This window comes from Collinsella aerofaciens (genome assembly GCF_015546965.1).
GTDB classification, from domain to species: Bacteria; Actinomycetota; Coriobacteriia; order Coriobacteriales; family Coriobacteriaceae; genus Collinsella; species Collinsella aerofaciens_X.
The window spans coordinates 175,355-198,676 of sequence record NZ_JADMUF010000002.1; the positions used below are offsets into that span (position 1 = coordinate 175,355).

At 61.1% G+C, this 23,322-nt stretch carries 24 protein-coding genes; 23 read left to right on the top strand and 1 reads right to left on the bottom strand.

What is annotated here, in order from left to right; genetic code table 11:
• Window positions 1–5 precede the first annotated feature (5 nt).
• From I1M21_RS02460 to rsfS, 15 genes are all read left to right on the top strand, one after another.
• Window positions 6–1,310, top strand: coding sequence for a tetratricopeptide repeat protein (locus I1M21_RS02460; RefSeq protein ID WP_055309859.1), 1,305 nt, complete (start codon window positions 6–8; stop codon window positions 1,308–1,310).
• A gap of 127 nt (window positions 1,311–1,437) precedes the next feature.
• Complete coding sequence (locus I1M21_RS02465) at window positions 1,438–2,469, top strand: rod shape-determining protein (RefSeq protein WP_006236061.1); 1,032 nt, start codon at window positions 1,438–1,440, stop codon at window positions 2,467–2,469.
• 78 nt (window positions 2,470–2,547) lie between these two features.
• Window positions 2,548–3,489 carry a rod shape-determining protein MreC gene (gene mreC / locus I1M21_RS02470; protein ID WP_195192416.1) on the top strand — a complete coding sequence of 314 codons (942 nt, stop codon included), beginning with the start codon at window positions 2,548–2,550 and terminating at the stop codon, window positions 3,487–3,489.
• A gap of 11 nt (window positions 3,490–3,500) precedes the next feature.
• Complete coding sequence (locus I1M21_RS02475; protein WP_195192287.1) at window positions 3,501–4,067, top strand: rod shape-determining protein MreD; 567 nt, start codon at window positions 3,501–3,503, stop codon at window positions 4,065–4,067.
• 13 nt (window positions 4,068–4,080) lie between these two features.
• Window positions 4,081–6,150 (top strand): penicillin-binding protein 2, encoded by a 2,070-nt coding sequence (mrdA, locus tag I1M21_RS02480; protein ID WP_195192288.1) that lies wholly within the window; start codon window positions 4,081–4,083, stop codon window positions 6,148–6,150.
• Between the two features lie 9 nt (window positions 6,151–6,159).
• Window positions 6,160–7,386 (top strand): FtsW/RodA/SpoVE family cell cycle protein, encoded by a 1,227-nt coding sequence (locus I1M21_RS02485; protein WP_195192289.1) that lies wholly within the window; start codon window positions 6,160–6,162, stop codon window positions 7,384–7,386.
• Between the two features lie 18 nt (window positions 7,387–7,404).
• Window positions 7,405–8,334: a YcjF family protein gene (locus tag I1M21_RS02490; RefSeq protein WP_006236071.1), complete on the top strand. Its 930-nt coding sequence runs from the start codon at window positions 7,405–7,407 to the stop codon at window positions 8,332–8,334.
• A gap of 10 nt (window positions 8,335–8,344) precedes the next feature.
• The gene (locus I1M21_RS02495) at window positions 8,345–10,222 is read left to right on the top strand and encodes a TIGR03960 family B12-binding radical SAM protein (RefSeq protein ID WP_195192290.1); all 1,878 of its coding nucleotides are present in this window, start codon (window positions 8,345–8,347) and stop codon (window positions 10,220–10,222) included.
• On the top strand, window positions 10,219–11,031 hold the full coding sequence (locus tag I1M21_RS02500) for a TIGR03936 family radical SAM-associated protein (protein ID WP_195192291.1): 813 nt from the start codon (window positions 10,219–10,221) through the stop codon (window positions 11,029–11,031). Before I1M21_RS02495 ends, I1M21_RS02500 begins: the two co-directional genes overlap by 4 nt.
• Before the next feature lie 67 nt (window positions 11,032–11,098).
• A complete protein-coding gene (gene rplU, locus I1M21_RS02505; RefSeq protein WP_035138585.1) occupies window positions 11,099–11,473 on the top strand; it encodes a 50S ribosomal protein L21 in 375 nt (124 codons plus the stop codon).
• Window positions 11,474–11,506: 33 nt separating this feature from the next.
• Window positions 11,507–11,764, top strand: a complete 258-nt coding sequence (gene rpmA, locus I1M21_RS02510) for a 50S ribosomal protein L27 (RefSeq protein ID WP_089573443.1) — start codon at window positions 11,507–11,509, stop codon at window positions 11,762–11,764.
• A gap of 85 nt (window positions 11,765–11,849) precedes the next feature.
• Window positions 11,850–13,316, top strand: a complete 1,467-nt coding sequence (gene obgE, locus I1M21_RS02515) for a GTPase ObgE (RefSeq protein ID WP_195192292.1) — start codon at window positions 11,850–11,852, stop codon at window positions 13,314–13,316.
• A 3-nt stretch (window positions 13,317–13,319) separates the two neighbouring features.
• Window positions 13,320–13,997, top strand: a complete 678-nt coding sequence (gene nadD / locus I1M21_RS02520) for a nicotinate-nucleotide adenylyltransferase (RefSeq protein ID WP_195192293.1) — start codon at window positions 13,320–13,322, stop codon at window positions 13,995–13,997.
• An 87-nt stretch (window positions 13,998–14,084) separates the two neighbouring features.
• Window positions 14,085–14,618 (top strand): bis(5'-nucleosyl)-tetraphosphatase (symmetrical) YqeK, encoded by a 534-nt coding sequence (yqeK, locus tag I1M21_RS02525; RefSeq protein WP_171025201.1) that lies wholly within the window; start codon window positions 14,085–14,087, stop codon window positions 14,616–14,618.
• 27 nt (window positions 14,619–14,645) lie between these two features.
• Window positions 14,646–15,101, top strand: coding sequence for a ribosome silencing factor (rsfS, locus tag I1M21_RS02530; protein ID WP_195192294.1), 456 nt, complete (start codon window positions 14,646–14,648; stop codon window positions 15,099–15,101).
• A 93-nt stretch (window positions 15,102–15,194) separates the two neighbouring features.
• On the opposite strand, the gene dinB is transcribed toward rsfS, so the two are convergent.
• Complete coding sequence (gene dinB, locus I1M21_RS02535; RefSeq protein WP_195192295.1) at window positions 15,195–16,448, bottom strand: DNA polymerase IV; 1,254 nt, start codon at window positions 16,446–16,448, stop codon at window positions 15,195–15,197.
• Window positions 16,449–16,649: 201 nt separating this feature from the next.
• Here dinB and rpsP point away from each other — a divergent pair, with 201 nt between their 5' ends.
• From rpsP to I1M21_RS02575, 8 genes are read left to right on the top strand one after another with little or no spacing between them, the layout of a single operon-like run.
• A complete protein-coding gene (rpsP, locus tag I1M21_RS02540; protein WP_022094749.1) occupies window positions 16,650–16,991 on the top strand; it encodes a 30S ribosomal protein S16 in 342 nt (113 codons plus the stop codon).
• A gap of 42 nt (window positions 16,992–17,033) precedes the next feature.
• On the top strand, window positions 17,034–17,279 hold the full coding sequence (locus I1M21_RS02545) for a KH domain-containing protein (RefSeq protein WP_171021534.1): 246 nt from the start codon (window positions 17,034–17,036) through the stop codon (window positions 17,277–17,279).
• Window positions 17,280–17,313: 34 nt separating this feature from the next.
• Window positions 17,314–17,805 carry a ribosome maturation factor RimM gene (gene rimM / locus I1M21_RS02550; protein ID WP_226812527.1) on the top strand — a complete coding sequence of 164 codons (492 nt, stop codon included), beginning with the start codon at window positions 17,314–17,316 and terminating at the stop codon, window positions 17,803–17,805.
• A gap of 10 nt (window positions 17,806–17,815) precedes the next feature.
• Window positions 17,816–18,574, top strand: a complete 759-nt coding sequence (gene trmD, locus I1M21_RS02555) for a tRNA (guanosine(37)-N1)-methyltransferase TrmD (protein ID WP_195192296.1) — start codon at window positions 17,816–17,818, stop codon at window positions 18,572–18,574.
• Between the two features lie 2 nt (window positions 18,575–18,576).
• On the top strand, window positions 18,577–19,140 hold the full coding sequence (gene lepB, locus I1M21_RS02560) for a signal peptidase I (protein WP_195192297.1): 564 nt from the start codon (window positions 18,577–18,579) through the stop codon (window positions 19,138–19,140).
• Between the two features lie 59 nt (window positions 19,141–19,199).
• Window positions 19,200–20,111 carry a glycine--tRNA ligase subunit alpha gene (locus I1M21_RS02565; protein ID WP_006236091.1) on the top strand — a complete coding sequence of 304 codons (912 nt, stop codon included), beginning with the start codon at window positions 19,200–19,202 and terminating at the stop codon, window positions 20,109–20,111.
• 3 nt (window positions 20,112–20,114) lie between these two features.
• Window positions 20,115–22,211 (top strand): glycine--tRNA ligase subunit beta, encoded by a 2,097-nt coding sequence (gene glyS / locus I1M21_RS02570; protein ID WP_195192298.1) that lies wholly within the window; start codon window positions 20,115–20,117, stop codon window positions 22,209–22,211.
• 34 nt (window positions 22,212–22,245) lie between these two features.
• On the top strand, window positions 22,246–23,112 hold the full coding sequence (locus tag I1M21_RS02575) for a pyruvate, water dikinase regulatory protein (RefSeq protein WP_195192299.1): 867 nt from the start codon (window positions 22,246–22,248) through the stop codon (window positions 23,110–23,112).
• The last annotated feature ends 210 nt before the right edge of the window (window positions 23,113–23,322 follow it).

The window sequence follows — 23,322 nt, forward strand, 5'->3', positions numbered from 1 at the left end:
CTTCCTTGAATAGCCAGCTGATCCAACAGGGCCGCGCCGCTTACCGCGCGGGTGATTTTTCCGCTGCAGCCCAGATGCTTGGGGCGGCAAAGACTCCCGATGAGATTATGGGCGAGGCCGACCACCTTCGTGGCAACGCCTTGATGCACCTGGGCATGTATGCCGAGGCCGCCGAGGCTTATGCCGCCGCCCTCAACGACGGCACCTACGGCAAGCGCGGCGCGCTGCTCACCAACCGCGGCAAGGCGCTCGCCGCCGTGGGCGACTACACGACGGCCGCTCAGGCATTCTCTGCTGCTACGCAGGATGCTTCCTATGCCACGCCGTTCAAGGCCTATCTGGGCCTGGGTAACGCGCTGTTCCAGTCGGGCGACTATGCCAACGCGGGTACTGCCTTCCGTCAGGCTGCCATCGACGGCGCCAATCCGGCTCCTGCCGCCGCGCTCGGCGAGCTTGGTCGTTGCTTCATTAAGCTCGGCCGTCCGGCGGATGCCGTGGAGACCTACCGCACGGCTATCGACTTTGCCGGCCCCCGCGACGACACGCGTGCGCTCAACGCCGGCATGGGTCAGGCGCTTTCTGCCGCCGGCCGTCCCTCCGACGCACTCGACGCCTTTAACGCCGCTACTGCCGATGGCATCTACCAGCTCACCTCCGAGCAGGCCGATGAGCTTGCCCGCGTGCACGATTCGCTTGCCGCGCTGTCTGCCCAGACGGCTATGGCCACTGCTCCGGCGCCCGCGATGGACGCTCCTGCCGTCGATCCGCTCGATCCTACGGGCGCGACCGGCCAGTTTATGCCCGATCCCTCGGACACCGGTTTCTTTACGCTGTCCGAGTCCGAAATGGTCCAGCAGGACCGTCAGGATCGTAAGCAGGCCAAGGTCCGTCGTCGCCATCGCCACACGGGTCTCAAAGTCTTCATCGTGCTGCTTCTGCTCATTTTGATCGCCGCGGGCGGTCTGGGCTTTGCCTACACGCGCGGCTTTGGCTTCCCGTCTCAGGAGTCTGTCGTTACCGATCTGTTCCAGGCTGCCGGCGACGGTGACACCGCAAAGGCCGAGTCTTGCCTGGCATCGAGCCTGTCCGAGGACGCTAAGTCGATGATCATCTCCTCGATTCCGCAGGGTGCCACCGTGTCCGTCGAGGGCATGGATCAGTCCATGACCGAGACGACCGCTAAGGTGAAGGCATCGCTGTCCAAGGGCGGCGAGCAGGAGTACACCGTCAAATTCGTGCGCTCCGACAACCATATCGGCTGGGCCGTTTCCTCGCTCGATATGGATTTCTCGGCTGCTGACAACCAGTAGTGACCTTATGGGATTTAGCTTTGCCCGGCGCTTCACCGCAAGTGAGGTGCCGGGCTTGCGCTAGTATGATGAGCTAGTAGTTTTCCAGCAATCATCCAACACATCAGGAGTTGCGTTGTTTTCTTTGATGGATATGTTCTTCGGTAGCTATGCGGGCGATCTTGCCATCGACCTCGGCACCGCCAATACGCTTGTCTCCGTGCGCGGCAAGGGCATCGTCATTCGCGAGCCCTCTGTTGTCGCCATCGACAAGAACGACGAGCGCATCCTGGCGGTCGGTATCGAGGCAAAGCGCATGCTCGGCCGTACGCCCGGCAACATCGTGGCCGTTCGTCCCCTGAAGGACGGCGTCATCGCCGACTTCGATGTTACCGAGGCCATGCTTCGCTACTTTATCGATAAGGCGTCCGAGAAGCGCTATCCGTGGACCCCGCGTCCGCGCGTTGTCGTCTGCGTTCCCTCCGGCGTCACGTCGGTCGAGAAGCGTGCCGTCTTTGAGGCCACGATCCAGGCCGGGGCCCGCCAGGCCTATCTGATCGAGGAGCCCATGGCTGCCGCTATCGGCGCCGACCTGCCCGTCGAGGAGCCCACCGGCTCCATGGTCATCGACATCGGTGGCGGTACCACCGAGGTTGCCGTTATCGCTATGGGCGGCATCGTCGTCTCGCAGTCCATCCGTATTGCAGGCGACGAGTTCGATCAGGCCATCCTCACGCACGTTCGTGATGCCTACAACCTTGCCATCGGCGAGCGTACGGCAGAGGACATCAAGATCAAGGTCGGCTCCGCTGTGCCGCTCAAGGACGAGCTCGACGTCGAGGTCAACGGTCGCGACGTGATCACCGGTCTGCCCAAGACCGTGCGCATCGAGAGCGAGGAGATTCGTCGCGCGCTCAACAAGCCGCTCGACGAGATGGCCAAGGCCGTCAAGGACGCCCTCGATGCCACGCCGCCCGATCTTGCCTCTGACCTTATGTACTACGGCATTTTGCTGACCGGTGGTGGCGCTCTGCTACGCGGACTCGACGTGCGTCTGCGCGATGAGACCGGCGTTTCGGTCAACGTCAGCCCCACGGCGCTCGATAACGTCGTTAACGGCTGTGCCCGCGTGCTCGAGGCCAATGCGTTTGATGGCGGCTTCGTCCAGACCAATGCTTAATTTCCAAAAGGTGGATTCCATTTGGCACGATCTTCGGGTTTCTCCACAAATCTGAATACCAAGCGACAATCAACGGGTATGCGCCCGTTGATTGTTTTCAGCCTGATTTCGGTGTTGCTGCTCACGTTTTACATCCGCGAGGGCGAGGCAGGGCCGATTCATGCCGTGCGTTCGGGCGTAACGACGATTACCTCGCCGGTGCGTTTTGTGGGCTCGGCTGTGGCGGCTCCTTTCAATGCCATCGGCAACGTGTTCTCTAACCTTACGGCGTCGCAGGACACGCTCGACGAACTCAAGAAGCAAAACGAGGAACTGACCTCTAAGGTTGCTGAGCTCTCCGAGGCTCAAAAGACCGCTGAGCGTCTGGAGGGGCTGGTCGGCCTGCAGTCGACCTACAACCTTAAATCGACCGCAGCTCGTATTGTCGGTGCCTCCGGCGATGCCTGGACCTCGACCGTTACCATCGACAAGGGCTCTGCCGACGGCTTTACCATCAACATGCCCGTGACGAGTTCTGCCGGTGTTATCGGCCAGATTATCGAGGTATCGGCCAAAACGTCGACCGTGCGCCTGATTGGCGACGAGAACTCGGGCGTGTCCGCCATGGTGCAGGACACGCGCGCCCAGGGCATGCTGCAGGGTCAGGCTGACGGCACGCTGCGTCTTGAGTACGTGAGCGTCGACTCCGACGTTAAGGTTGGTGACATCATCGTAACCTCGGGCATTGGCGGCGTGTTCCCTAAGGGTCTACCGCTCGGCACCGTCTCGTCGGTCGAGAAATCGGCAAACGACGTGTACTACACCATTGTGGTGCGCGCTCAGACCACGGCCGAGAACAACGAGGAAGTGCTGGTCATTACCTCGCTGACCGACGAACAGTCGGCTTCGGATGAGGACGTGAGCACCGCTAATAGCACGCCGCAGGGAACGTCGCGCGATGCTGCGACCAAGACGAAGGACGAGAGTTCGGATGACAGTTCCGACACGTCCGAGACGACCGATTCCGGCTCGAGCGAATAGGGGGCATGTCCATGGATCTACACGAGCAGGGGATGAGCTCCCGCACGTTTGTGATCGCCGCCATCGTGTGTGTGCTGCTGCAGGCAGGCCTGGCACCGCAGATCTCCATTGCGGGCGGTCGCGTCAACTTCATGATTATCCTGGTGTGCCTAAGCGTGTTCTCGGGCGACCCGACCCGTGCCGTCGTGTGCGGTTTTTGCAGCGGCTTGTTCTATGACCTGTCCGCTGCCGTTCCGGTGGGCGTTATGTCGCTCCTGCTGACCGTGGGTTCTTTTGCCCTGGTGCACAGCGCTGTCGGTCAGACGGGCGGTACCCCGAGTGCGCGCGGCATCACTGTGGGCGCCTTCGCGCTCGTCATTAATGTGATCTACAGCATCATCTTGCTGTTTATGGGTTTGGAGACGAACTTTGTCGTGGCGATCTTCGGCCATGCGCTGCCGTCCTCGATCCTGACGGGTCTGGTTGCCATTCCGTTTTTGATGTCCGGCGTCGTGCCGCAGTCCGGCTATGGATTCTCCGCACGTGGCGGACGCCAGACGGGTATGCGCTTTAAGCCCAAGACCCGCAAGCTCAAATAGGGGAGGCCCGTAGATGTCTTCCCAGTTGACGGTTATTATCGCCGGTATCGTACTGGTTGTGGCCATCGTGGTCGCGCTGGTCATCATGCGTCGTGGCGATTCCCGTTTTACCTACGATACACAGCATGGAACGGCCCCGCGCGCCACCGAGGGCGAGGGCAATACCGCGGCGACCGCCTTTAAGGGCCGCTTTTCCATCCTCACCACGGGTGTGGGCGCGATGTTTGCGGCGCTTGCCGTCAAGCTGTGGGGCATGCAGATGGTCTCGTCGGACTATTACGAGAAGCAGGCCAATAGTAATCAGACTCGCACAGTGACCACACCCGCTGTGCGCGGCCGCATCCTCGACCGCAATGGCGTGGCGCTTGTCAAGAACCGTCCCTCACTTGCTGTCGTGGCCTACCGCGACCTTGCCGAGGATGAGGTTCTGGTTCGCCATCTTGCCAACGTGCTTGGAATGCCTTACGTGGCGGTCCTTCGCAATATTCAGGACAATACAGAGGGCGCTCAGAGCCTACATACCATCGCGACGGACGTCCGTCGCTCCACGGTTGCCTATATTCAGGAGCATGCCGGCGAGTTCCCGGGCGTCAAGATTGCCGAGCGTACCGAGCGCCAGTATCCATATGGCGAGACAGCATGCCATATCTTGGGCTATACCGGCACCATTACCTCCGAGCAGCTCGAGGCCCAGAATAAGAAAACCTCTGGCGATGATGATGCTTCTGCTGGCAAGATTACGTACCAGTCGGGCGATATCGTGGGCCAGGCGGGCGTTGAGAGCTACTACGAAAACCTGCTGCAGGGTATTCGTGGCGAGCAGACCGTCAAGGTCGATGCCTCGGGCAATGTGACCGGTCAGGCCGGCGCCGTTCCCGCGAAGGCCGGCTCCGACATTAAGCTCACGCTCGACCTTAAGATCCAACAGGCCTGCGAGACGGCACTGGCGAGCGCTATCGAGCTTGCCAAGACCACTGGCTACAGCAATGCCGGCAACGGCGCTGTGGTGTGTCTCGATCCCAACAATGGCGAGATCCTGGGCATGGCGAGCGAGCCCAAGTTCGATCCGTCCGTCTTTATCGGCGGCGTCTCAAATGACGTGTGGACCGAGCTCAATGATGACAAAGGTTCGCACCCGCTGCTCAACCGCGCCATTAGCGGACAGTACATGTCGGCTTCGACCATCAAGCCGCTCTCGGCACTGGCCGGTCTTGAGTTTGGAACCTACACGTCGGGGCAGACGACCAACTGCACGGGCTATTGGACGGGTCTGGGCAAGTCGTGGGGCAAGCGCTGCTGGCTGACGTCTGGTCACGGCACCATGACGCTGCAGTCGGGTATCGCTAACTCGTGCGACCCCGTCTTCTACGACATGGGCAAGGCGTTCTTTTATGACGATCAGCACCCCGAGGGCCTGCAGGAGGTCTTCCGCCGCTGGGGTCTTGGCAAGGCCTGCGGCATCGACCTGCCGAGTGAGGGCGCAGGCCGTATTCCCGATGCCGAGTGGAAAGAGTCGTACTTTACCGACGCGTCTGCCGAGGACCGCAAGTGGAATGCCGGCGATATGACCAACATCGCCATCGGTCAGGGCGACATCCTGGTGACGCCTCTTCAGATGGCGTGCGCCTATATGGGTCTTGCCAACGGCGGCAAGCAGTACGTGCCCCACGTGTTTTTGTCTGCCGTGTCGCGCGATGGCGACGGCGATGCCTATAAGTACAACGGCAAGGGCAAGAAGAAGCGCTTGGAGGCCAAAATCAACAGCGATTCGGACCTGGCTCTCGTGCGCAACGGTATGCATGACGTGATCTATGTTGCCTCTACGTCGTTGGCGGCGCACTTTAGCACGCTGACGCCGCAGGTGTACGGCAAGTCGGGCACGGGCGAGAAGAGCGGCGAGGACGAATACGCATGGTTTTGCGCCTATGCCCCGGCCGACGACCCCAAATACGTGATTGCCACCATTTTGGAGCAGGGCGGCGGTGGCTCTGATACCGCAATGCATGTCGTGCGCGACGTGCTCGGCGTGATTTATGACGAGCCCGATACCTCTTCGGCCTCGGGCGATTCTTCGGTTCGATAGGAGGTTGCGATGGATTTTTCTCCGGCGGATCTGTTCCGTTCAACCAAGACTGGCTCTCGCAGCAGCCTGGACCGCGTCAACAAGCAACTTTCGGCCTCGCGCGGCACGTTTCGCCAAAAGGTGCATATCGGTGTGCTCGTGGCCACTGTGGCGCTCGTCGCCTACGGTGCCATCATCATCTGGTCGGCTTCGCAGTTTAAGGCTGATGCCTCGTTCTCACGCCATCTGCTGGGAATTGGCATCGGAGCGGTGCTGGCGGTGTTGGTCTGGCGTACCGATCTGCGCGGTATTTCCAATTTCTCGACGGCGTTGCTCGTCATCGACCTGATCGTGATCTTCTCGCCCAAGATTCCGGGCCTGTCCTATACGGGCGGTCTGGGCATGACGGGCTGGATCAAGATTCCCGGTATCGGTTTGACATTCCAGCCGGTTGAGCTTGCCAAGCTCATTACCATTTTCTTTATTGCTACGCTTGGCTCGCAGTATAACGGTCGCATCGATACCGTTCGCGACTACGTCAAGCTCTGCGGCATGCTGTCCATCCCGTTTTTGGCCGTCGTTGCCATGGGCGACCTGGGCTCGGGCCTGGTTGTGTTGGTTTCGGGCGCCATCGTCATTTGTATGAGCGGCGCACGCCGCGAATGGGTGCTGTCGACCCTGGCCCTGCTCGTGGGCCTGGTGGCCCTCGTTCTGGCGCTCGATTCGGTTTTTGATTCGTTGCTCGGCCACGATGTGCTCATCAAGCAGTATCAGATGAACCGTCTGACGGTCTTTATCGACCCCGATAATGCCGATTCGGACGATGCCTACAACCTGCAGCAGTCGCTTATCGCCGTTGGCTCGGGCGGCTTCTTTGGTAAGGGTTTGGGCCATGCGACGCAGTCGGCCGGCGGCTTTCTGCCTGAGTTCCACACCGACTTCGTCTTCGCCTTCCTGTCCGAGACCTTTGGCTTTTGCGGTTCCTTTTTGCTCCTGTGTCTCTACGTGCTGTTGATCTTTTCGACGATTCGCGTTGCCTTTAAGTGTGAGTCGCTGTTTTTGCGTCTTTCGTGTGTGGGCATCGTTGGTATGTGGGCGTTCCAGACCTTCGAAAACGTCGGCATGTGCATCGGCATGATGCCGATTACCGGTATTCCGCTACCGTTTATTAGCTTCGGTTCGTCTTCGATGATGATTCAGCTGCTGACGGTGGGTATCGTACAATCCATATGGCGGCATCGTTCGGGCGCCGCGTAACCGCTGGAGGGGTTTGCTATGAAAATTCCCGTAGATAAGCTGACCCGCGCTTTTAAGATGGGCGCGTCCGTTAAGAAGGATTCCGATACGCCGGTGCGCGTCTCGGTCTATCTGGATTCGTCCGCCTCGCGCTTTCTGGCCGAGACGGTGCGTGACGCCTTTGTGCCGCAGACGACCTCGGGCATTGTGCGCGTCGAGCGTCTGGGGGAGGAGCGAATTGCTCCAAAGACCGATACCGATGTGGTGCTGGTGCTCTCGTGTGGTTCCGACCGCTTGGAGAGTGCCGTGCAGGAGCTCGTGATCGCCGGCGCGCCCGTGTGCGTGCTTGCCGAGTCTGCTGTGGAGGTGCCGTTTATCGAGGAGTCCACGCCCATGCTCGGCGTGGTAGCGGCAACCGATAAGACGTATCTGCTCGAGACGCTTGCCCGCTGGATTCTCGATCGCACCGACAAGGAAACGGCTTTTGCGGCGAACTTTGCCTTCATGCGCATCGCGGCGGCCAATCGTATCATCACCTCGTGCGCGCTCACCAATATGGCGACCGGTGCGCTGGTGTTTTTGCCGGGCGCCGATTATCCCGTTATGGCGCTGGCGCAGGTGGGCATGCTCTTTGAGCTCGCTGCCGTCTTTGGACGCGGCATTAAGCCTGAGCGCGGCTACGAGGTCGCTGGCGTGCTTGCCGGCGGTCTTGTGATCCGCGCGGTCACCCGCGCGCTCGTCAAACAGACGCCGCATATTGGGTTTGCCGTCAAGGCGCTCACTGCTGCTGCGGGCACCTATGGCATGGGCCGTGCGCTCGTTTCGCTCTACGAGCGCGATGTCGACTACAGTCGTGCCAACGAGGTGGTCACTGCCACGTTCTCCCGCGTTCGCGATCTGGTGACCACGGTCGCGGGCGCTACCCGTCCTATGGCGTCCTATCAGGACGCATCAGATCTCGCTGCTTAGGGGTTTTCCGTTGCGCGTTGCATACCAAGACTGTTTTCATCTAATTGAGCCGTTGCTCGCCAAGGTCGAGAAGCCGAGCCGCTATATCGATCACGAGTGGGGCACGCTTTCCAAACCCGATGCCGACTACCGTTGCTGCCTGATTTATCCGGATGTGTACGAGGTTGGTCTGCCCAACCAGGGCATCGCCATCCTCTACAACATCCTTAACCAGGCCGAGGGCATCTCCTGCGAGCGTGGCTATGTGCCGTGGCCCGATATGGGTGACGCCATGCGCGAGGCGGGCATTCCGCTGCTCTCGCTCGAGGGTGCAGCGCCGGTCGCTTCGTTTGATATCGTCGGTCTGCATGTGCCGCACGAGATGGCGGTGACGAACTTCCTCGAGGCTCTCGACCTCGCTGGTATTCCGCTGTTGGCGGCCGACCGAGGCGAGGACGACCCCATTATCATCGCCGGCGGCCCCTCGGTGTACAACCCCGAGCCGTACGCGGCCTTCTTCGATGCCATCCTCATCGGCGAGGGCGAGGAATCGCTGCTCGAGACCTGCCAGCTGCATCGCCGCCTGCGTGACGAAGGAGTCCCGCGCGCGCAGATTGTTGAGCAGCTTGCATCCATTGCCGGCAACTACGTGCCGTCGCTCTATGAGGTTCGTCACGACGAGCCCTGCTCGCCGCATGGCTACACCGTGCCGCGTGAGGGCAAGGATGCGCCGACCGTGGTCTACAAGCGCGTCGTCGAGGATTTCGGTGCCACGAATCCGCTGTCGCAGTCGTGCGTGCCCTATGCGCAGCTGGTCCACGACCGCCTGTCTATCGAGATCCTGCGCGGCTGCGCCCGCGGCTGTCGTTTTTGCCAGGCCGGCATGACGTATCGCCCGGTGCGCGAGCGCTCGGCCGACCAGATCGTCTCGTCGGTGATTCAGGGTCTGGAAAAGACCGGCTATGACGAGGTGTCGCTGACCTCGCTCTCCACGACCGACCATTCCTGCATTCGCGACGTGCTCGGCAGGCTCAACCGTCGCCTGGAGGATACGGGTATTCGCGTGTCCATTCCGTCGCAGCGTCTGGATTCGTTTGGCGTGGATATGGCCGAGTCGGTCGCCGGCGAAAAGAAGGGCGGCCTGACGTTCGCGCCCGAGGCCGGCAGCCAGCGCATGCGCGACATCATTAACAAAAACGTGACCGAGGAGGACCTGGACCGTGCGGCCAAGGCAGCCTTCGAGGCCGGCTGGAACCGCATGAAGCTCTACTTTATGATGGGCCTTCCCGGCGAGCGCGACGAGGATATCGTGGCCATCGCCAATCTGGCCGATCACGTGCTGGAGCTCGGTCGTTCCGTGGTGCCCAAGGCTCGTCGCGGCTCGATCTCGGTGTCCATCTCGGTTTCGGTCTTTATCCCCAAGGCTGCCACGCCGTTCCAGTGGTGCCCGCAGCTCGACTACGACGACGTCAAGCGTCGCCAGAAGCTGCTTGTCACGAGCGTTCGCAACCGTGCCGTCCGCGTGCATTACCACGATGCCGAGACCTCGCTCATTGAGGCCGCACTGTCCCGCGCCGGTCGTGACATGACGCCCGTCATCATCGATGCTTGGCGCGCGGGCTCTCGCTTTGACGCCTGGGTAGAGCATTTCTCGCTCGATAACTGGAAGGAGGCTGCTGCGAAAAACGGCATCGACCTCAATGAGCTTGTGCACCTGCCCTACGAGTTGGACTGGCGTCTGCCGTGGGAGCATGTGAGCCCCGGCTGCACGCGCGGCTTCCTCGAGCGCGAGTACCGTCGCTCGCTCGAGGGTGTCACGACTCCCGACTGCACCCGCACGTCGTGTACCGGCTGCGGTATCTGCCCCACGCTCCACGCCAAGAATGTATTGATGGGTGATCGCGCATGAGTGAGCGCCTGACCGACAACCCCTCGCTCTTTAGGCTTCGTGTTCGCTATGGCAAGCGCGATCGCCTTAAGTACCTGGGCCATCTCGAAGTAATCCATACCATTGAGCGCATCGTGCGCCGTGCGGGACTTCCCTATGCCGTCACGCAGGGCTTCTCTCCGCACATGCGCGTGGGCTTCTCTTCGGCGCTACCGGTTGGCACGTCGTCGACCTGCGAGTGGTATGACCTGTTTATGACCGAGTTCGTGGCGCTCGACGAGGCGTTTGGGCGCCTGTCTGCGGCGTCTCCGGCCGATCTGGCGCCCATCGAGGCCGCGTACATCGACGTGCGCACGCCGGCGTTGACGGCGCAGCTCACGCGCCTGTCGTATCGCATCGACCTGCACTTGGATCCCGAGGCGCCCGTAAGCGCCGACGAGGTGCGTCGTGCGATCGACACGTTGCGCGCGGACCATGGCATCGACTACGCGCGCGGAAAAAAGAGCAAGCGCTTGGATTTGGATCACACGCTCGTTGGCTATGAGCTCACGGCGGGGGAGCGCCCGGACCATTTGGTACTCATGCTCGACACCCATGCCGACAACGAGGGCTCCATGCGTCCGGAAATTTTGCTTTCCGCTGCTGATGTTTTGTTGCAGGGCTTGACCCCGGGCGTGGATGCACCTATTGTTTCCACCGGTATGCAAGACCTCGTGACCATCTGCTCCTACGATGTCGAGCGTCAGAATCAAGCATGCGAGGACGACGAGGGCCGACTCGTCAGCCCCATACCTGTGCGAACTTGTGGATTTGCTCCACATACTCGTTGACGGGGGTATTTTCGCCTGCTACTATATTCGGCTGTTGCACTAACTGATGCATGAAGGGCAAGTAAACATGTACGCAATCGTTAACACGGGCGGCAAGCAGTACAAGGTCGCCACCGACGATGTCATCACCGTCGAGAAGATCGAGGGCAATGAGGGCGACAAGGTCACCCTGCCGGTTATCTTCCTCAACGATGGTAAGAAGATCGTCACCGATCCCGACAAGCTGGCCAAGGCCAAGGTTACCGCTCAGATCGTTGAGCAGTTCAAGGGCGAGAAGCAGCTGGTCTTCAAGTTCCACAAGCGTAAGCGCTATCGTCGTCTGAAGGGTCACCGTCAGCAGCTCACCAAGCTGAAGATCGTGAAGGTCCAGGCTACGTCCCGCGCCAAGAAGGCTGTCAAGGCAGAGGCCGAGGCTGTTGCCGAGGCTCCCGTCGCCGAGTAGATTACACTCGTAACGAAAGAGTAGGTATACACAATGGCACACAAAAAAGGACTCGGTTCCTCCCGTAATGGCCGTGACTCCCGCGGTCAGCGCCTTGGCACGAAGCGCTTCGCCGGCCAGACGGTAACCACGGGCACGATTCTCGTCCGTCAGCACGGCACGCACATCCACCCGGGTGAGAACGTTGGCCGTGGCAAGGACGACACGCTGTTCGCGCTGGTCGACGGTACCGTTGAGTTCCACAAGGGTATCAAGCACAGGGTCAGCGTACGCCCGCTCGCGAACGCGTAATTCACCCTTCATAGAGCACATATGTGGGAGGCACTTGAGTTTTAGGATTCAAGGGTCTCCCTCTTTTTTGTAGGAGGCGATTCTGTTGTCACAGTTCACCGATATCAGCCGCATCAACGTGTGCGGCGGCGACGGCGGAGCCGGATGCATGTCGTTTAGGCGCGAGGCATTTGTTCCCAAGGGCGGCCCCGATGGCGGCGACGGCGGTCGTGGCGGCAATGTCGTCATCCAGGCCGACGCTCAGCTTTCCTCGCTGATCGATTACCGCTTTAAGCATCACTTCCGCGCCGAGCGCGGCACGCACGGGCAGGGTGCCCGTCGTAACGGTAAGAGCGGCGAGGATCTGATTCTCAAGGTCCCTATGGGTACCGTGGTACGCGAGCTCGACCCCGAGACGCAGACCCCGATGTTCGAGATTGCCGACCTGGTGCACGACGGCGAGCGCGTCGTCGTGGCGCCCGGCGGTGCCGGCGGTCTGGGCAACACGCACTTTGTGACGTCGGTACGCCGCGCTCCGGCCTTTGCCCAGCTAGGCGAGCCGGCCGAGGAGCACTGGATTGAGCTTGAGATGAAGCTCATGGCCGATGCCGCGCTCGTGGGCTTTCCCTCGGTAGGTAAGTCATCGCTCATTGCGCGCATGAGTGCCGCCCGCCCCAAGATCGCTGACTACCCGTTTACTACGCTCGTGCCGAACCTCGGCATGGTGCGTGCCGGCGAATATTCTTACGTCGTTGCCGACGTCCCCGGTCTTATCGAGGGCGCGAGCGAGGGCAAGGGCCTGGGTCACCAGTTCCTGCGCCACATTGAGCGTACGGCCCTGATCATGCATGTCGTCGACATGACGGGCGGTTTTGAGGATCGCGATCCGGTTGAGGACTATCGCATCATCAACCGCGAGCTCGAGCAGTATGGCGCCGAGCTTTCGGAGCGTCCGCAGATCGTCGTTGCCAACAAGTGCGACGCGCCGGGCACGGCCGATAGGATTGCCGACCTCAAGCGCGCAGCGCTCGACGATGGACATATGTTCTTTGCCGTGTCTGCTGTTACGGGCGCCGGTCTCAATACGTTGATGCTTGCCGTAGGTGAGCAGGTGGCCAAGCTCCGCGCCGAGCTGGCGGTCTCCGATGAACCGGTCGACCTGCGCGACGATGAGTGGGAGCGCCGCCGCCTGCAGCGTGAGAAGCGTTTCCGCATTGTCCAGGAAGAGCCCGGTGCCTTCCGCGTGGTCGGTCGTGCCATCGAGCGCATGGTCATTCAGACCGACTGGGAAAATGAGGAAGCCGTCATTTACCTGCAGCATAAGTTTGCGCGTATGGGTGTTGACGACGCGCTCGAGAAGGCCGGTTGCCGTGCGGGCGACGAGGTTCGCATTTGCCAGCGCACCTTTGACTTTGAGGGCGCCGAGGACTTCTCGGAGTACGAGGAGCTTGAGGATGCTGGCGAGGACGTTGCCGTTGAGGCCATTGACGTAACTGATGCTGCGGATGAGGGCGTCGAGGTTGTCGATGCGGCGGATGCCGAGGACGATGCCGAGACCTCGGAGGGCGAGTAAGCCATGTCGTTGCGCGGTGGAATCGGTTTGCCCGAGCTTCCTCTAGAGGACGGGCAGGAGTTTAGGCTCGGCATTATGGGTGGCACCTTTGATCCCATCCATTACGGGCACCTGGTGACCGCCGAGCAGGCGCGCGAGTCGCTCGACTTGGACGCTGTGCTCTTTATGCCGGCGGGCTCTCCTGCCTTTAAGCTTGACAAGCCGGTGTCGCCTGCCGAGGACCGTTATGCCATGACGGTCCTCGCCACCGCCGCGAACCCGGCCTTTTTGGCGAGCCGGTTCGAGATCGACCGTCCGGGCGTAACCTATACGGCCGATACGCTTCATGCCCTTCGCGACTTTTACCCGCCGCAGGTAAAGCTCTACTTTATTACGGGCGCCGACGCGATTATCGATATTGTGACCTGGCATGATGCCGAACGAATCGCTGAGCTTGCTACCTTTATTGCGGCGACACGACCGGGCTTTGATATCGATACGGCGCGTGCCCGAATCAAAGAGTCGGGGCTGCCGTTCGACGTGCGCTATATTCAGATTCCGGCGCTGGCGATCAGCTCGACGAACATTCGCAAGCGAGTTGCCCGCGGTATGAGCGTGCGCTATCTTACGAGCGAGTCCGTGCTCGGCTACATTCGCAAACGCAGGCTATATGCCGATTTGGGCCAAGAAGATTTTGAGTGATGGGGGTCTACGTTGTCGGTAGAGGATCAGTTTGAGGGCGATGAGCACGCGCTGCTCAAGCACATTCAAGAGCTGCTCGATGTTCGCATGAAGGATAAGCGCAAGCGCTATGTGCATTCGCTGGGTGTTGCCGAGACCGCACTTCATCTGGCCGAGGTCTACGGCGTTGACCGCTTTGATGCCGCTGCTGCCGGTCTGATCCACGACTGGGACAAAGTGCTCTCCGACGACGAGCTGGTTACGCGCGCTCTGCATTACGGCATTAAGATTGCCGGCTCTCCTTCCGCCGCGACGCCGCTTTTGCATGGTCCTGTTGCCGCCTATGAGCTTCCGCAGCTTTTCCCCGAGCTGTCGCCGGCCGTTTTCCAGGCTGTCGACCGTCACACCGTGGGTGCCTGCGACATGACGCCGCTCGATATGGTGGTCTTTGTGGCCGATGCCATTGAGCCCAACCGCCACGGCGACTATGCCCATGCGCTGCGCAAGATGGTGGGGGAGTCGACGCTCGACGAGTTGTTCTTCTCCTGTTTTGCGCAGGGTTTGGTCTATGTGATCCAGTCCGGGCGCTATCTTTATCCCACGGCTATTTCGATTTACAACCATTACGCCCAGCTACGCTAGCTCGGGCTGTCTAGAAAGAGGTATTCCATGGCCGACGAGACCATGACCGACGAACAGATTCTTGAACGTGTGGAGCACAAGAGCTTCGCCGCCACGTCCGACCGCACTGCCGCCTCGCTGTCCGCGAGCGGTGTCGCCGCCGAGGATGTCGCCCGCGCCGCCGCGCAGGCCGCCTACGACAAGAAAGGCGAGGACGTTCAGGTGCTCGACCTGACTGAGCTTTCCGATGTGTGCGACTACTTTGTCCTTGCTACCGGCACCAACAACCGCCAGGTTGATTCGATCGTCGACGAGATTGAGGAGAAGGTCGCCGAGGCTTGCGGCGAGCACCCGTTTTCCATCGAGGGCCGCGAGCAGAAGACCTGGATGCTCATGGACTACGGTTCGGTTGTCGTCCACGTCTTCACTCCCGAAGCCCGCGACTTCTACCGCCTCGAGAAACTCTGGGGAGACGCCCCCCAGCTCCCCCTCAACCTCCTCTAGGAGCTCATTTGGGACGGGGCTATTTAGCTACCTTCTATCGTTCGCCGGGCAGTTGCACCATTCGCAGCTGCCCGGCTTTTTTTGCCTTAGGGACTAATCGTCGAAGCGGGATTGGCGGCCGAAGGATAGGGCGGTGTCGCCGAACTTGTCTCGGACGGCGTCGATAGCGACGGAGAGGTCGCGACGGTCGCTCGATTGGGCTCCGCGGTCGTCGACTTCGCAGAACAGGTCGGTTTGGATCCCGCCTTGGTGGTCGAAGTCGCTCATGCCGATGCCCGCCAGGCGCACATGCATGCCTTCCTGCCAGATGTTGTCGAGCAGATCGAGCGCTACGGCAACAAAGATATTCTCGTCATCGGTGGGGTGTGGAAGTCGACGCTGCGCCGTTCGCCCGCTTCCATACGAATACTTGAGCTTGAGCGTCACCGTGGCGCCTGTTAGTCCCTGACGGCGCAGACGGCGTCCCACTGACTCTCCCAACAGCGCAATCGCCGCCTCAATATCCCCACGCTCAGTCAAATCTTTAGCAAAGGTGCGTTCATTGCTGACCGACTTGACCTCGCGCTCTTCATCGAGGCTCGTGACTTCGGAGATTTCGAGTCCCAGCGCACGCTGACGCATGCGCTCGCCGTTGACGCCAAAAATAGAGGCCAAGGTGGATTCCGGTGCACGTGATAGCTCGCCGAGGGTGTAGATGCGCATGCGGCGCAGTCGCTCCTCGGCCGAGCGACCGATGCCGCTCATGGCAGATACCGGCAGCGCGGCCAAAAAGCGCTGCTCGGTTCCGGGGCGCACGATGGTCAGCCCAAACGGCTTATCCCGCTCGCTTGCGATCTTTGCGACCGTCTTGTTGCAGCCCACGCCGATGGAGCACGTCACTCCCAGCGCTGCCACGCGGTCGCTTATACGCCGCGCAACTAGCAGCGGGTCTTCGGGCGCAAAGCGGCCCGGTGTGATATCGATAAAGGCTTCGTCGATGGATACGCGCTCCACGCGCGGCGTCTCCTCGGCAAGAATCGCCATGACCTGCGCGCTCACCTCGCGGTAGCGATCAAAGTGCCCGTGCGTCCAAATGGCTTGCGGGCACAAGCGCCGCGCCTCGGCCGAGGCCATGGCAGAGTGCACGCCAAAGCGACGTGCCTCATACGAACACGTGGACACGACGCCACGCGAATCGGCGTCTCCGCCCACGATGAGCGGCTTTCCGCGCCATTCGGGATGATCGAGCATCTCCACGCTCGCAAAAAACGCATCGAGGTCCATGAGGCCCACCGCCGGACCCGTCCAGGGAGGCGGCGTGACGCCCATGGCATCCTCATAACCGTATGTATGTTCGCGTCTTTCCATGTCATGAGTATACCGCGCAGCTCATGTGGGGTGCGTGTATGTGCTTGCAAATCCCGAATTCTTGTCTAAGATATGGATTTGCCCTCGACTACACCGAAGAAGTTGGTCTCACGGACTTCACCTGCCCGCGTCGATGGCGTATTATGTTCAACTGTTTGTTTGTAGTTGCAGCCTAAAGCTGCTTGGTTGGAGGAGTTTCCTTTGGCAGTCAAGATTCGCCTTGCTCGTCACGGCGCTAAGAAGCGTCCGTACTACCGTGTCGTCGTCGCCGATTCCCGCGCCCCGCGTGACGGTCGTATCATCGAGGAGGTTGGCCGCTACAACCCGATGACCGCCCCCAAGACCATCAACCTCGACCTCGAGAAGATCGCCGACTGGCAGTCCAAGGGCGCTCAGCTCACCGACGCCGTCGCCGCTCTGGTCAAGGCCGCCAACGAGGGCGAGAAGACCGAGACCGTCGTCAAGAAGTCCAAGAAGCAGCTCGCCAAAGAGGCCGAGGCCGCTAAGGCTGCCGCTGAGGCCGCTGAGGGCGCCGAGGAGTAAATCGTGCCTGAGGTTGACGCTGCACAGCTCGAGGGTGAGGCAATGCTCTCAGATCGCATCGCCGATCTCGTCGAATATCTCGTTGTTCAGATCGTCGACGACCCGGATTCCGTGAGCCTTGAGGTCATCGACGGTGACGACGCCTCTACGATTGAGGTTTCGGTCGCCGAGGATGACGTCGCTAAGGTCATCGGCCGTCGTGGCCGTACCATCAAGGCCATTCGCACGCTCGCCCGTGCACTGGCCGCTCGCCTCGACACTGCTGTCGAGGTAGAGGTTCTGGGCTAGGACCTTGAGGTCCCAGTACAAAAACATCGCCCGTGTGGTCAAGCCGCACGGAAGGAAGGGGGAGGTCCTCGCGCAGCCGCTGCGGGGGCTTCCTTCTGTATTAGAGCCGGGTATGCGCGTCGCCCTGACGCCGCCGGCGCTCAAGCGCGACCGCTTTTGCACGGTCGTGTCCGTCACCGATACGGGCGATGGCGATCTGGTCTCGTTTGAGGGCATTGACGATTTGACGGCCGCCGAGGGCATCACGGGATGCTACGTGCTGGCAAATCGTGACGACTTTGAGCTCGATTCGCTTGACGCTGCCTATACCGACCTGATGGGTCGCGAGGTGGTCGACGAGCGCTTCGGTTCGCTCGGCACGATCGTCGAGATTATGTCGACGCCCGCTAACGATGTTTGGGTTGTCGAGGGTGATCGGTACGGCGAGGTACTGATTCCCGTGATCGAGCAGGTCGTGCTCGATCTTCCCGACACAGGAACAATTTCCGTCCACGTTATGGACGGCCTGATCGATATGGACAAGTAGGGAGGAAAACATGCTGATCGAGACCCTTTCGGTCTTTCCCGAGATGTTTGAGCCCGTCATGTCCACGTCGATCTTAGGCCGCGCCCGCAAGGCCGGCCTTTTTGATTTTAAGGCGTATAACCTGCGCGACTGGACGCACGACCGCCATCGTACCGTCGATGACGAGCCGTACGGCGGCGGGCAGGGCATGCTCATGAAGGTCGAGCCTATCGCAGAGGCCATCGAAGCCATTAGCGCAGAGGGTCCCAAGCCCACTGTGGTGTTCTTTACCCCCTGTGGCGAGCCTTTTACGCAGCATGTGGCCGAGCGCCTGCTCAAAAACGAGCGCCTGCTGTTTGTGTGCAGTCGCTACGAAGGCGTCGACGAGCGCGCGTATGCGTATGCCGACGAGCGTCTGTCGATCGGCGACTATGTGCTTACGGGTGGCGAGCTACCCGCCATGGTCGTTGCCGATGCCGTCGTGCGTCTCATTCCCGGCGCCTTGGGCGACGAGATGAGCAACGTAGACGAGTCGTTCTCGACTGCCGAGGACGGTGGCCTGCTGGAGTACGCGCAGTACACCCGTCCCGCCGAGTTCAAGGGCGAGGGTGTGCCTCCGGTACTCGTGAGCGGCGATCACGCCAAGGTCGATGCCTGGCGCCGCAAGAATGCCATCGAGCGCACCTGCCGCTGGCGCCCCGATCTTCTCGAGACGGCGCGGCTTACGCCCGAGGAACGTGCGTTTGCTCAGGAAATCCTGGACGCTTCGTATTCGCAGAGCGAGGAGTGAGTATGGTTCCATCGCAGCATTCCGCGCTGAGGGGCGCTTTTGAGTGGATTGCGGTCATCGTAATCGCGCTCGCCGCCACCTTTTTGATCCGCACGTTTGTGGTCGAGCCCTTTGTGGTGCCCACCGGCTCTATGGAGGACACGATCGAGATCGGCGATCAGATTCTGGCACAAAAGGTCTCCCTTGAGTTCGGTCAGCCCGTCAAGCAGGGTGACATCGTGGTGTTCCACAACCCTGATGGCACCTCCGAGCATGATGTGCTCGTAAAGCGCGTTATTGCCACGGCCGGCCAGACGGTCGATCTGCAGGACGGCAAGGTGGTCGTTGACGGCCAAGCGCTTGACGAGGACTATACGACGGGCATGAGCTGGCCGCTTTCGGTTCAAGCGCCCAGCGCCCAGGTGAGCTATCCCTACACCGTCCCCGATGACTGTGTGTGGGTGATGGGCGACAACCGAGAGAACTCAGCCGACTCCCGCTACTTTGGGCCGGTCGACCGCTCCGATTTAATGGCCGTGGCACTCGTTCGCTACTGGCCGCTCAACCGCATCGGCGCTATCGACTAAAAACCGCTATAGTACAGTACCTAACCGTGTAATCGTTTCGACGAGGGGATATTAGAGGCATGAACGCTTCATCGCTTTCCTTCCAAGACATCATCCTGCGCCTCCAGCAGTACTGGGGCGAGCAGGGCTGCGTCATTATGCAGCCCTATGACTCCGAGGTCGGTGCCGGTACCTTCCATACCGCGACCACGCTGCGCTCGCTCGGTCCCGCCGAGTGGCGCACCTGCTATGCGCAGCCTTGCCGCCGTCCCGCCGACGGCCGCTACGGTGAGAACCCCAACCGCATGCAGCACTACTATCAGTTCCAGGTGCTCATCAAGCCCTCGCCGGTCAACGCCCAGGAGCTCTACCTGGGTTCGCTGGCCGCCATTGGCCTGGACCCCAACGACCATGACGTCCGCTTTGTCGAGGACGACTGGGAGAGCCCGACGCTCGGCGCCTGGGGTCTTGGCTGGGAGGTCTGGCTCAACGGCATGGAGGTCACGCAGTTTACGTACTTCCAGCAGGTGGGCGGCATCGAGGTCGACCCCGTGCCTGTCGAGATCACCTATGGCCTGGAGCGTATCGCCATGTATGCGCAGGGCGTCAACTCCGTCTACGACCTGGTGTGGAGCTACCTGCCCGACGGCACGCCCATGACCTATGGCGACGTGTTCCTCGAGAACGAGCGCGAGTTCAGTGCCTATAACTTTGAGGTCGCCAACGTCGAGATGATGCGTCAGAAGTTTGACGACTACGAGGCCGAGTGCCATTCCTGCCTGGAGCGAAAGCTGCCGCTGCCGGCGTACGACTGTGTCATGAAGTGCAGCCACGCTTTTAACCTGCTCGATGCCCGCGGCGCCCTGTCCGCGGTCGAGCGTGCCAACTACATCCTGCGCGTCCGCGCCGTCGCCAAGGCGTGCTGCGAGGCCTACATGGCCGAGGTCGCCGGAGTCAACGAGAATGCCGACCAGGAAGGCGAGGTGGCGTAAGCCATGGCAGACGCTAAGGATTTCCTGTTTGAGATCGGTACGGAGGAAATGCCCTCCGCGCCGCTGAACAATGCCGTCAAGCAGCTTGGCACCATGATCGCCAAGGGTCTCGACGAGGCCGGTCTGGCCCACGGCGAGGTCCGCGTGATCTCGAGTCCGCGTCGCCTGGCTGCGCTCGTGGCCAGCGTCGCCACCGCGACCGATGAGGTCCATGAGGTCAAGCGCGGTCCCGCGGCAAACATTGCCTTCGACGCTGACGGTAACGCCACCAAGGCCGCCCAGGGCTTCGCCCGCAAGTGCGGTGTGGCTGCCGAGGACCTGGTCCGTCGCGAGGACACTGACGGTCGCGAGTATGTGTTCGCAGAGAAGAACATTCCCTCCGCACCGGCTACGCCGATTCTGACCGCTCTGTGCGAGAAGACCATCGCCGGCCTGCAATGGCCCAACTACCGCTCCCAGCGCTGGGGCCACGAGCACGCGACGTTCGTTCGTCCGGTCCGCTGGATCTGCTGCCTTCTGGGCGAGGATGTTGTGCCCGTGTCTTTTGCCGACGTGACGAGTGGGAACACCACGCGCGGTCATCGCGTACTTGGCCCTGGTGACCATGTGGTTGCCAGCCCCGCCGTCTACGAACAGGTGCTCGAGGACGCCGGCGTGCTTTCTGCCGAGCGTCGTCGCGAGGCCATCCTCGCCGGTATCGCTGAGGTCGAGGCTGCCCGTCCCGGCTGCCATGTCGATACGCCCAAGAAGGTCTTCGAGGAGGTTATCAACCTCTGCGAGTGGCCGACGGTGCTCGTCGGCACCTTCGACGAGGAGTTCCTCAAGGTCCCGCATGAGATCATCTGCGAGTCCATGCTCACCAACCAGCGCTACTTCCCGATCTATGACGGCGAGGGCAAGCTCACGCGTGAGTTCGTGGTCGTCTCCAACAGCAAGCCCGAGAATGCCGAGCGCGTGATCGACGGTAACGAGCGCGTCGTGCGCGCCCGTCTGGACGACGCAAAGTTCTTCTACGAGGAGGACCTGAAGATCTCCCTCGACGAGTTCCGTGAGCGTTTGGCCAAGGTCGCCTTCCAGGAGAAGCTCGGTAGCGTGCTCGCCAAGTCCGAGCGCATCGAGCAGCTCGCGCTCGCTATCGCCCGCGAGGCTCACCTGGGCGCCCATCTTGCCGCCGACGCTGCTCGCGCCGCGCACCTGTGCAAGGCAGACCTGGTGTCCAACGCCGTCGTCGAGTTCACGAGCCAGCAGGGCGTGATGGGCGGTTACTACGCCACCGCGATGGGGGAGAACGACGAGGTCGCCCATGCTATTCGCGATCACTATCGTCCTCGCTTTGCCGGTGACGAGCTGCCCGAGGGCACCGCTGGCTGCATCGTCGCCTGCGCCGACAAGCTCGATACCATCGCCGGTATCTTTGCCATCGGCGAGCCCCCGACCGGCTCCTCCGACCCCTACGCGCTGCGTCGTGCCGCTATCGGCATCATCAACATCCTGCGCGACCGTCTGCCGATCGACCCCACGTCGCTCATTGACTTCGCTCTCGAGCTCTATAGCGAGCAGGGCATTGAGTTCAATGCCGCCGAGGTCGCCCAGCAGGTCCGTGACTTCTTCCATGGCCGCTTGGTGAGCATGGCCCGCGACGAGAAGATTCCTGCCGATACCGTCGCCGCCGTCTCCGCGGTGCACATCATCGCCCCGTCCGTCTTCTTCGCCCGCTGCGCCGCGCTCGACGAGGCCCGCAAGAACGATGCCGAGACCTTCGACAACCTGGCTACCGCCTATGCCCGCGCCGCGCACATCTCCAAGCCCGAGCTGGGTGCGGAGTACGATCGCAGCCTGATGGGCGAGGCCGAGCTCGCGCTTGCCGATGCGTCCGAGGCTGCCCAGACCGCTGTCGATGCCGCCCTTGCTGCCGAGGATTACCCGGCCGCATTTGCCGCCCTTGCCGCCCTGCGTGCCCCCATCGACCGCTTCTTCGATGAGGTCATGGTCATGGACAAGGACGAGCAGCTCCGCGATAATCGCCTTAAGCTGCTCAACCGCTTCGAGGCCGTTTTCTCCGGCATCGCCAACATCGGTGAGCTTGCCCGCAAAAAGTAAGCCAGCCTGCGCATAAGCGCAAAAGGAGCCCCGCATGGATTGCCCGGTCACCGCTCGTCCCACCGTTATCGTTATCTCCGACTCGCTCGGTGATACCGCTTGTGAGGTGGTGCTTGCGGCGTCCGGGCAATTTGATGAAGGGGCTTTTCGCGTTTTGCGCCTGCCCAAGGTGGCCTCCGTGGAGCAGGTCAGGTCATTTGTGGGGCCGCGCGTCGATTCCGACCATCGCGATATCGCCGTGTTCCACACCATTGTCGATCCGGCCCTTCGTGCTCGTGTGCTCGACTACTTGGGCATGCTGCACATTCGCTCGGTCGACCTGATCGGTCCGACGCTCGCCGTGCTGTCGTCGCTTATCGGTGTGTCGCCCAAGGGCGTTGCGGGTGTGATTCACAAGACCGATGACCGCTATTTCCATCGCATCGAGGCCATGGAGTATTTCGTTGAGCACGATGATGGGCGCGGCTGCGACGATCTGTCGGGTGCCGATATCGTGCTGCTGGGTGTATCCCGTACGTCCAAGACGCCGCTGTCGATGTATTTGGCCTATCAAGGTTATAAGGTTGCCAATGTTCCTTTGGCCCATGGCATGGAGCCGCCGAAGTCGATTTACGAGGTTGACCCGATGCGCCTGTTCGGCCTGATTTCGACCGTCGATGTGATTTCCGAAATTCGCGATAGCCGCTTGGGCGATGACTACGCTCGTGCCGTTGCCGGCTCTTATGCCGAGCCCGAGAGCGTGCGCAGCGAGCTCGAGGAAGCTCGTGCCCTCATGAAGCGCCTAGGCTGCTTTGTGGTGCGTACCGACGGCAAGGCCATCGAGGAAAGCGCTGCCGAGATCATTAGCCACTTGGAGGAAATCCAAGAAGCTCGCGCCCGCCGCGCCGCCCGTCGAGCCTAATATTAGTAGCATTTTGATAAAGCGATTTAGCAAAAACATCGCATCTGACCTGCTTTTTTATTGTAGTGGTATCTTCATAAGGTAACCAACTTTACCTACCGTTTACCGCCAGTTTTAGCACGTTTACCAAACCGCGTATCCTCTGCTCAAGCCCGTTCAAATCCGGCCGTATAGTTCCCTCACGGCCCGCATCCGGCGGGTCGATTCGTT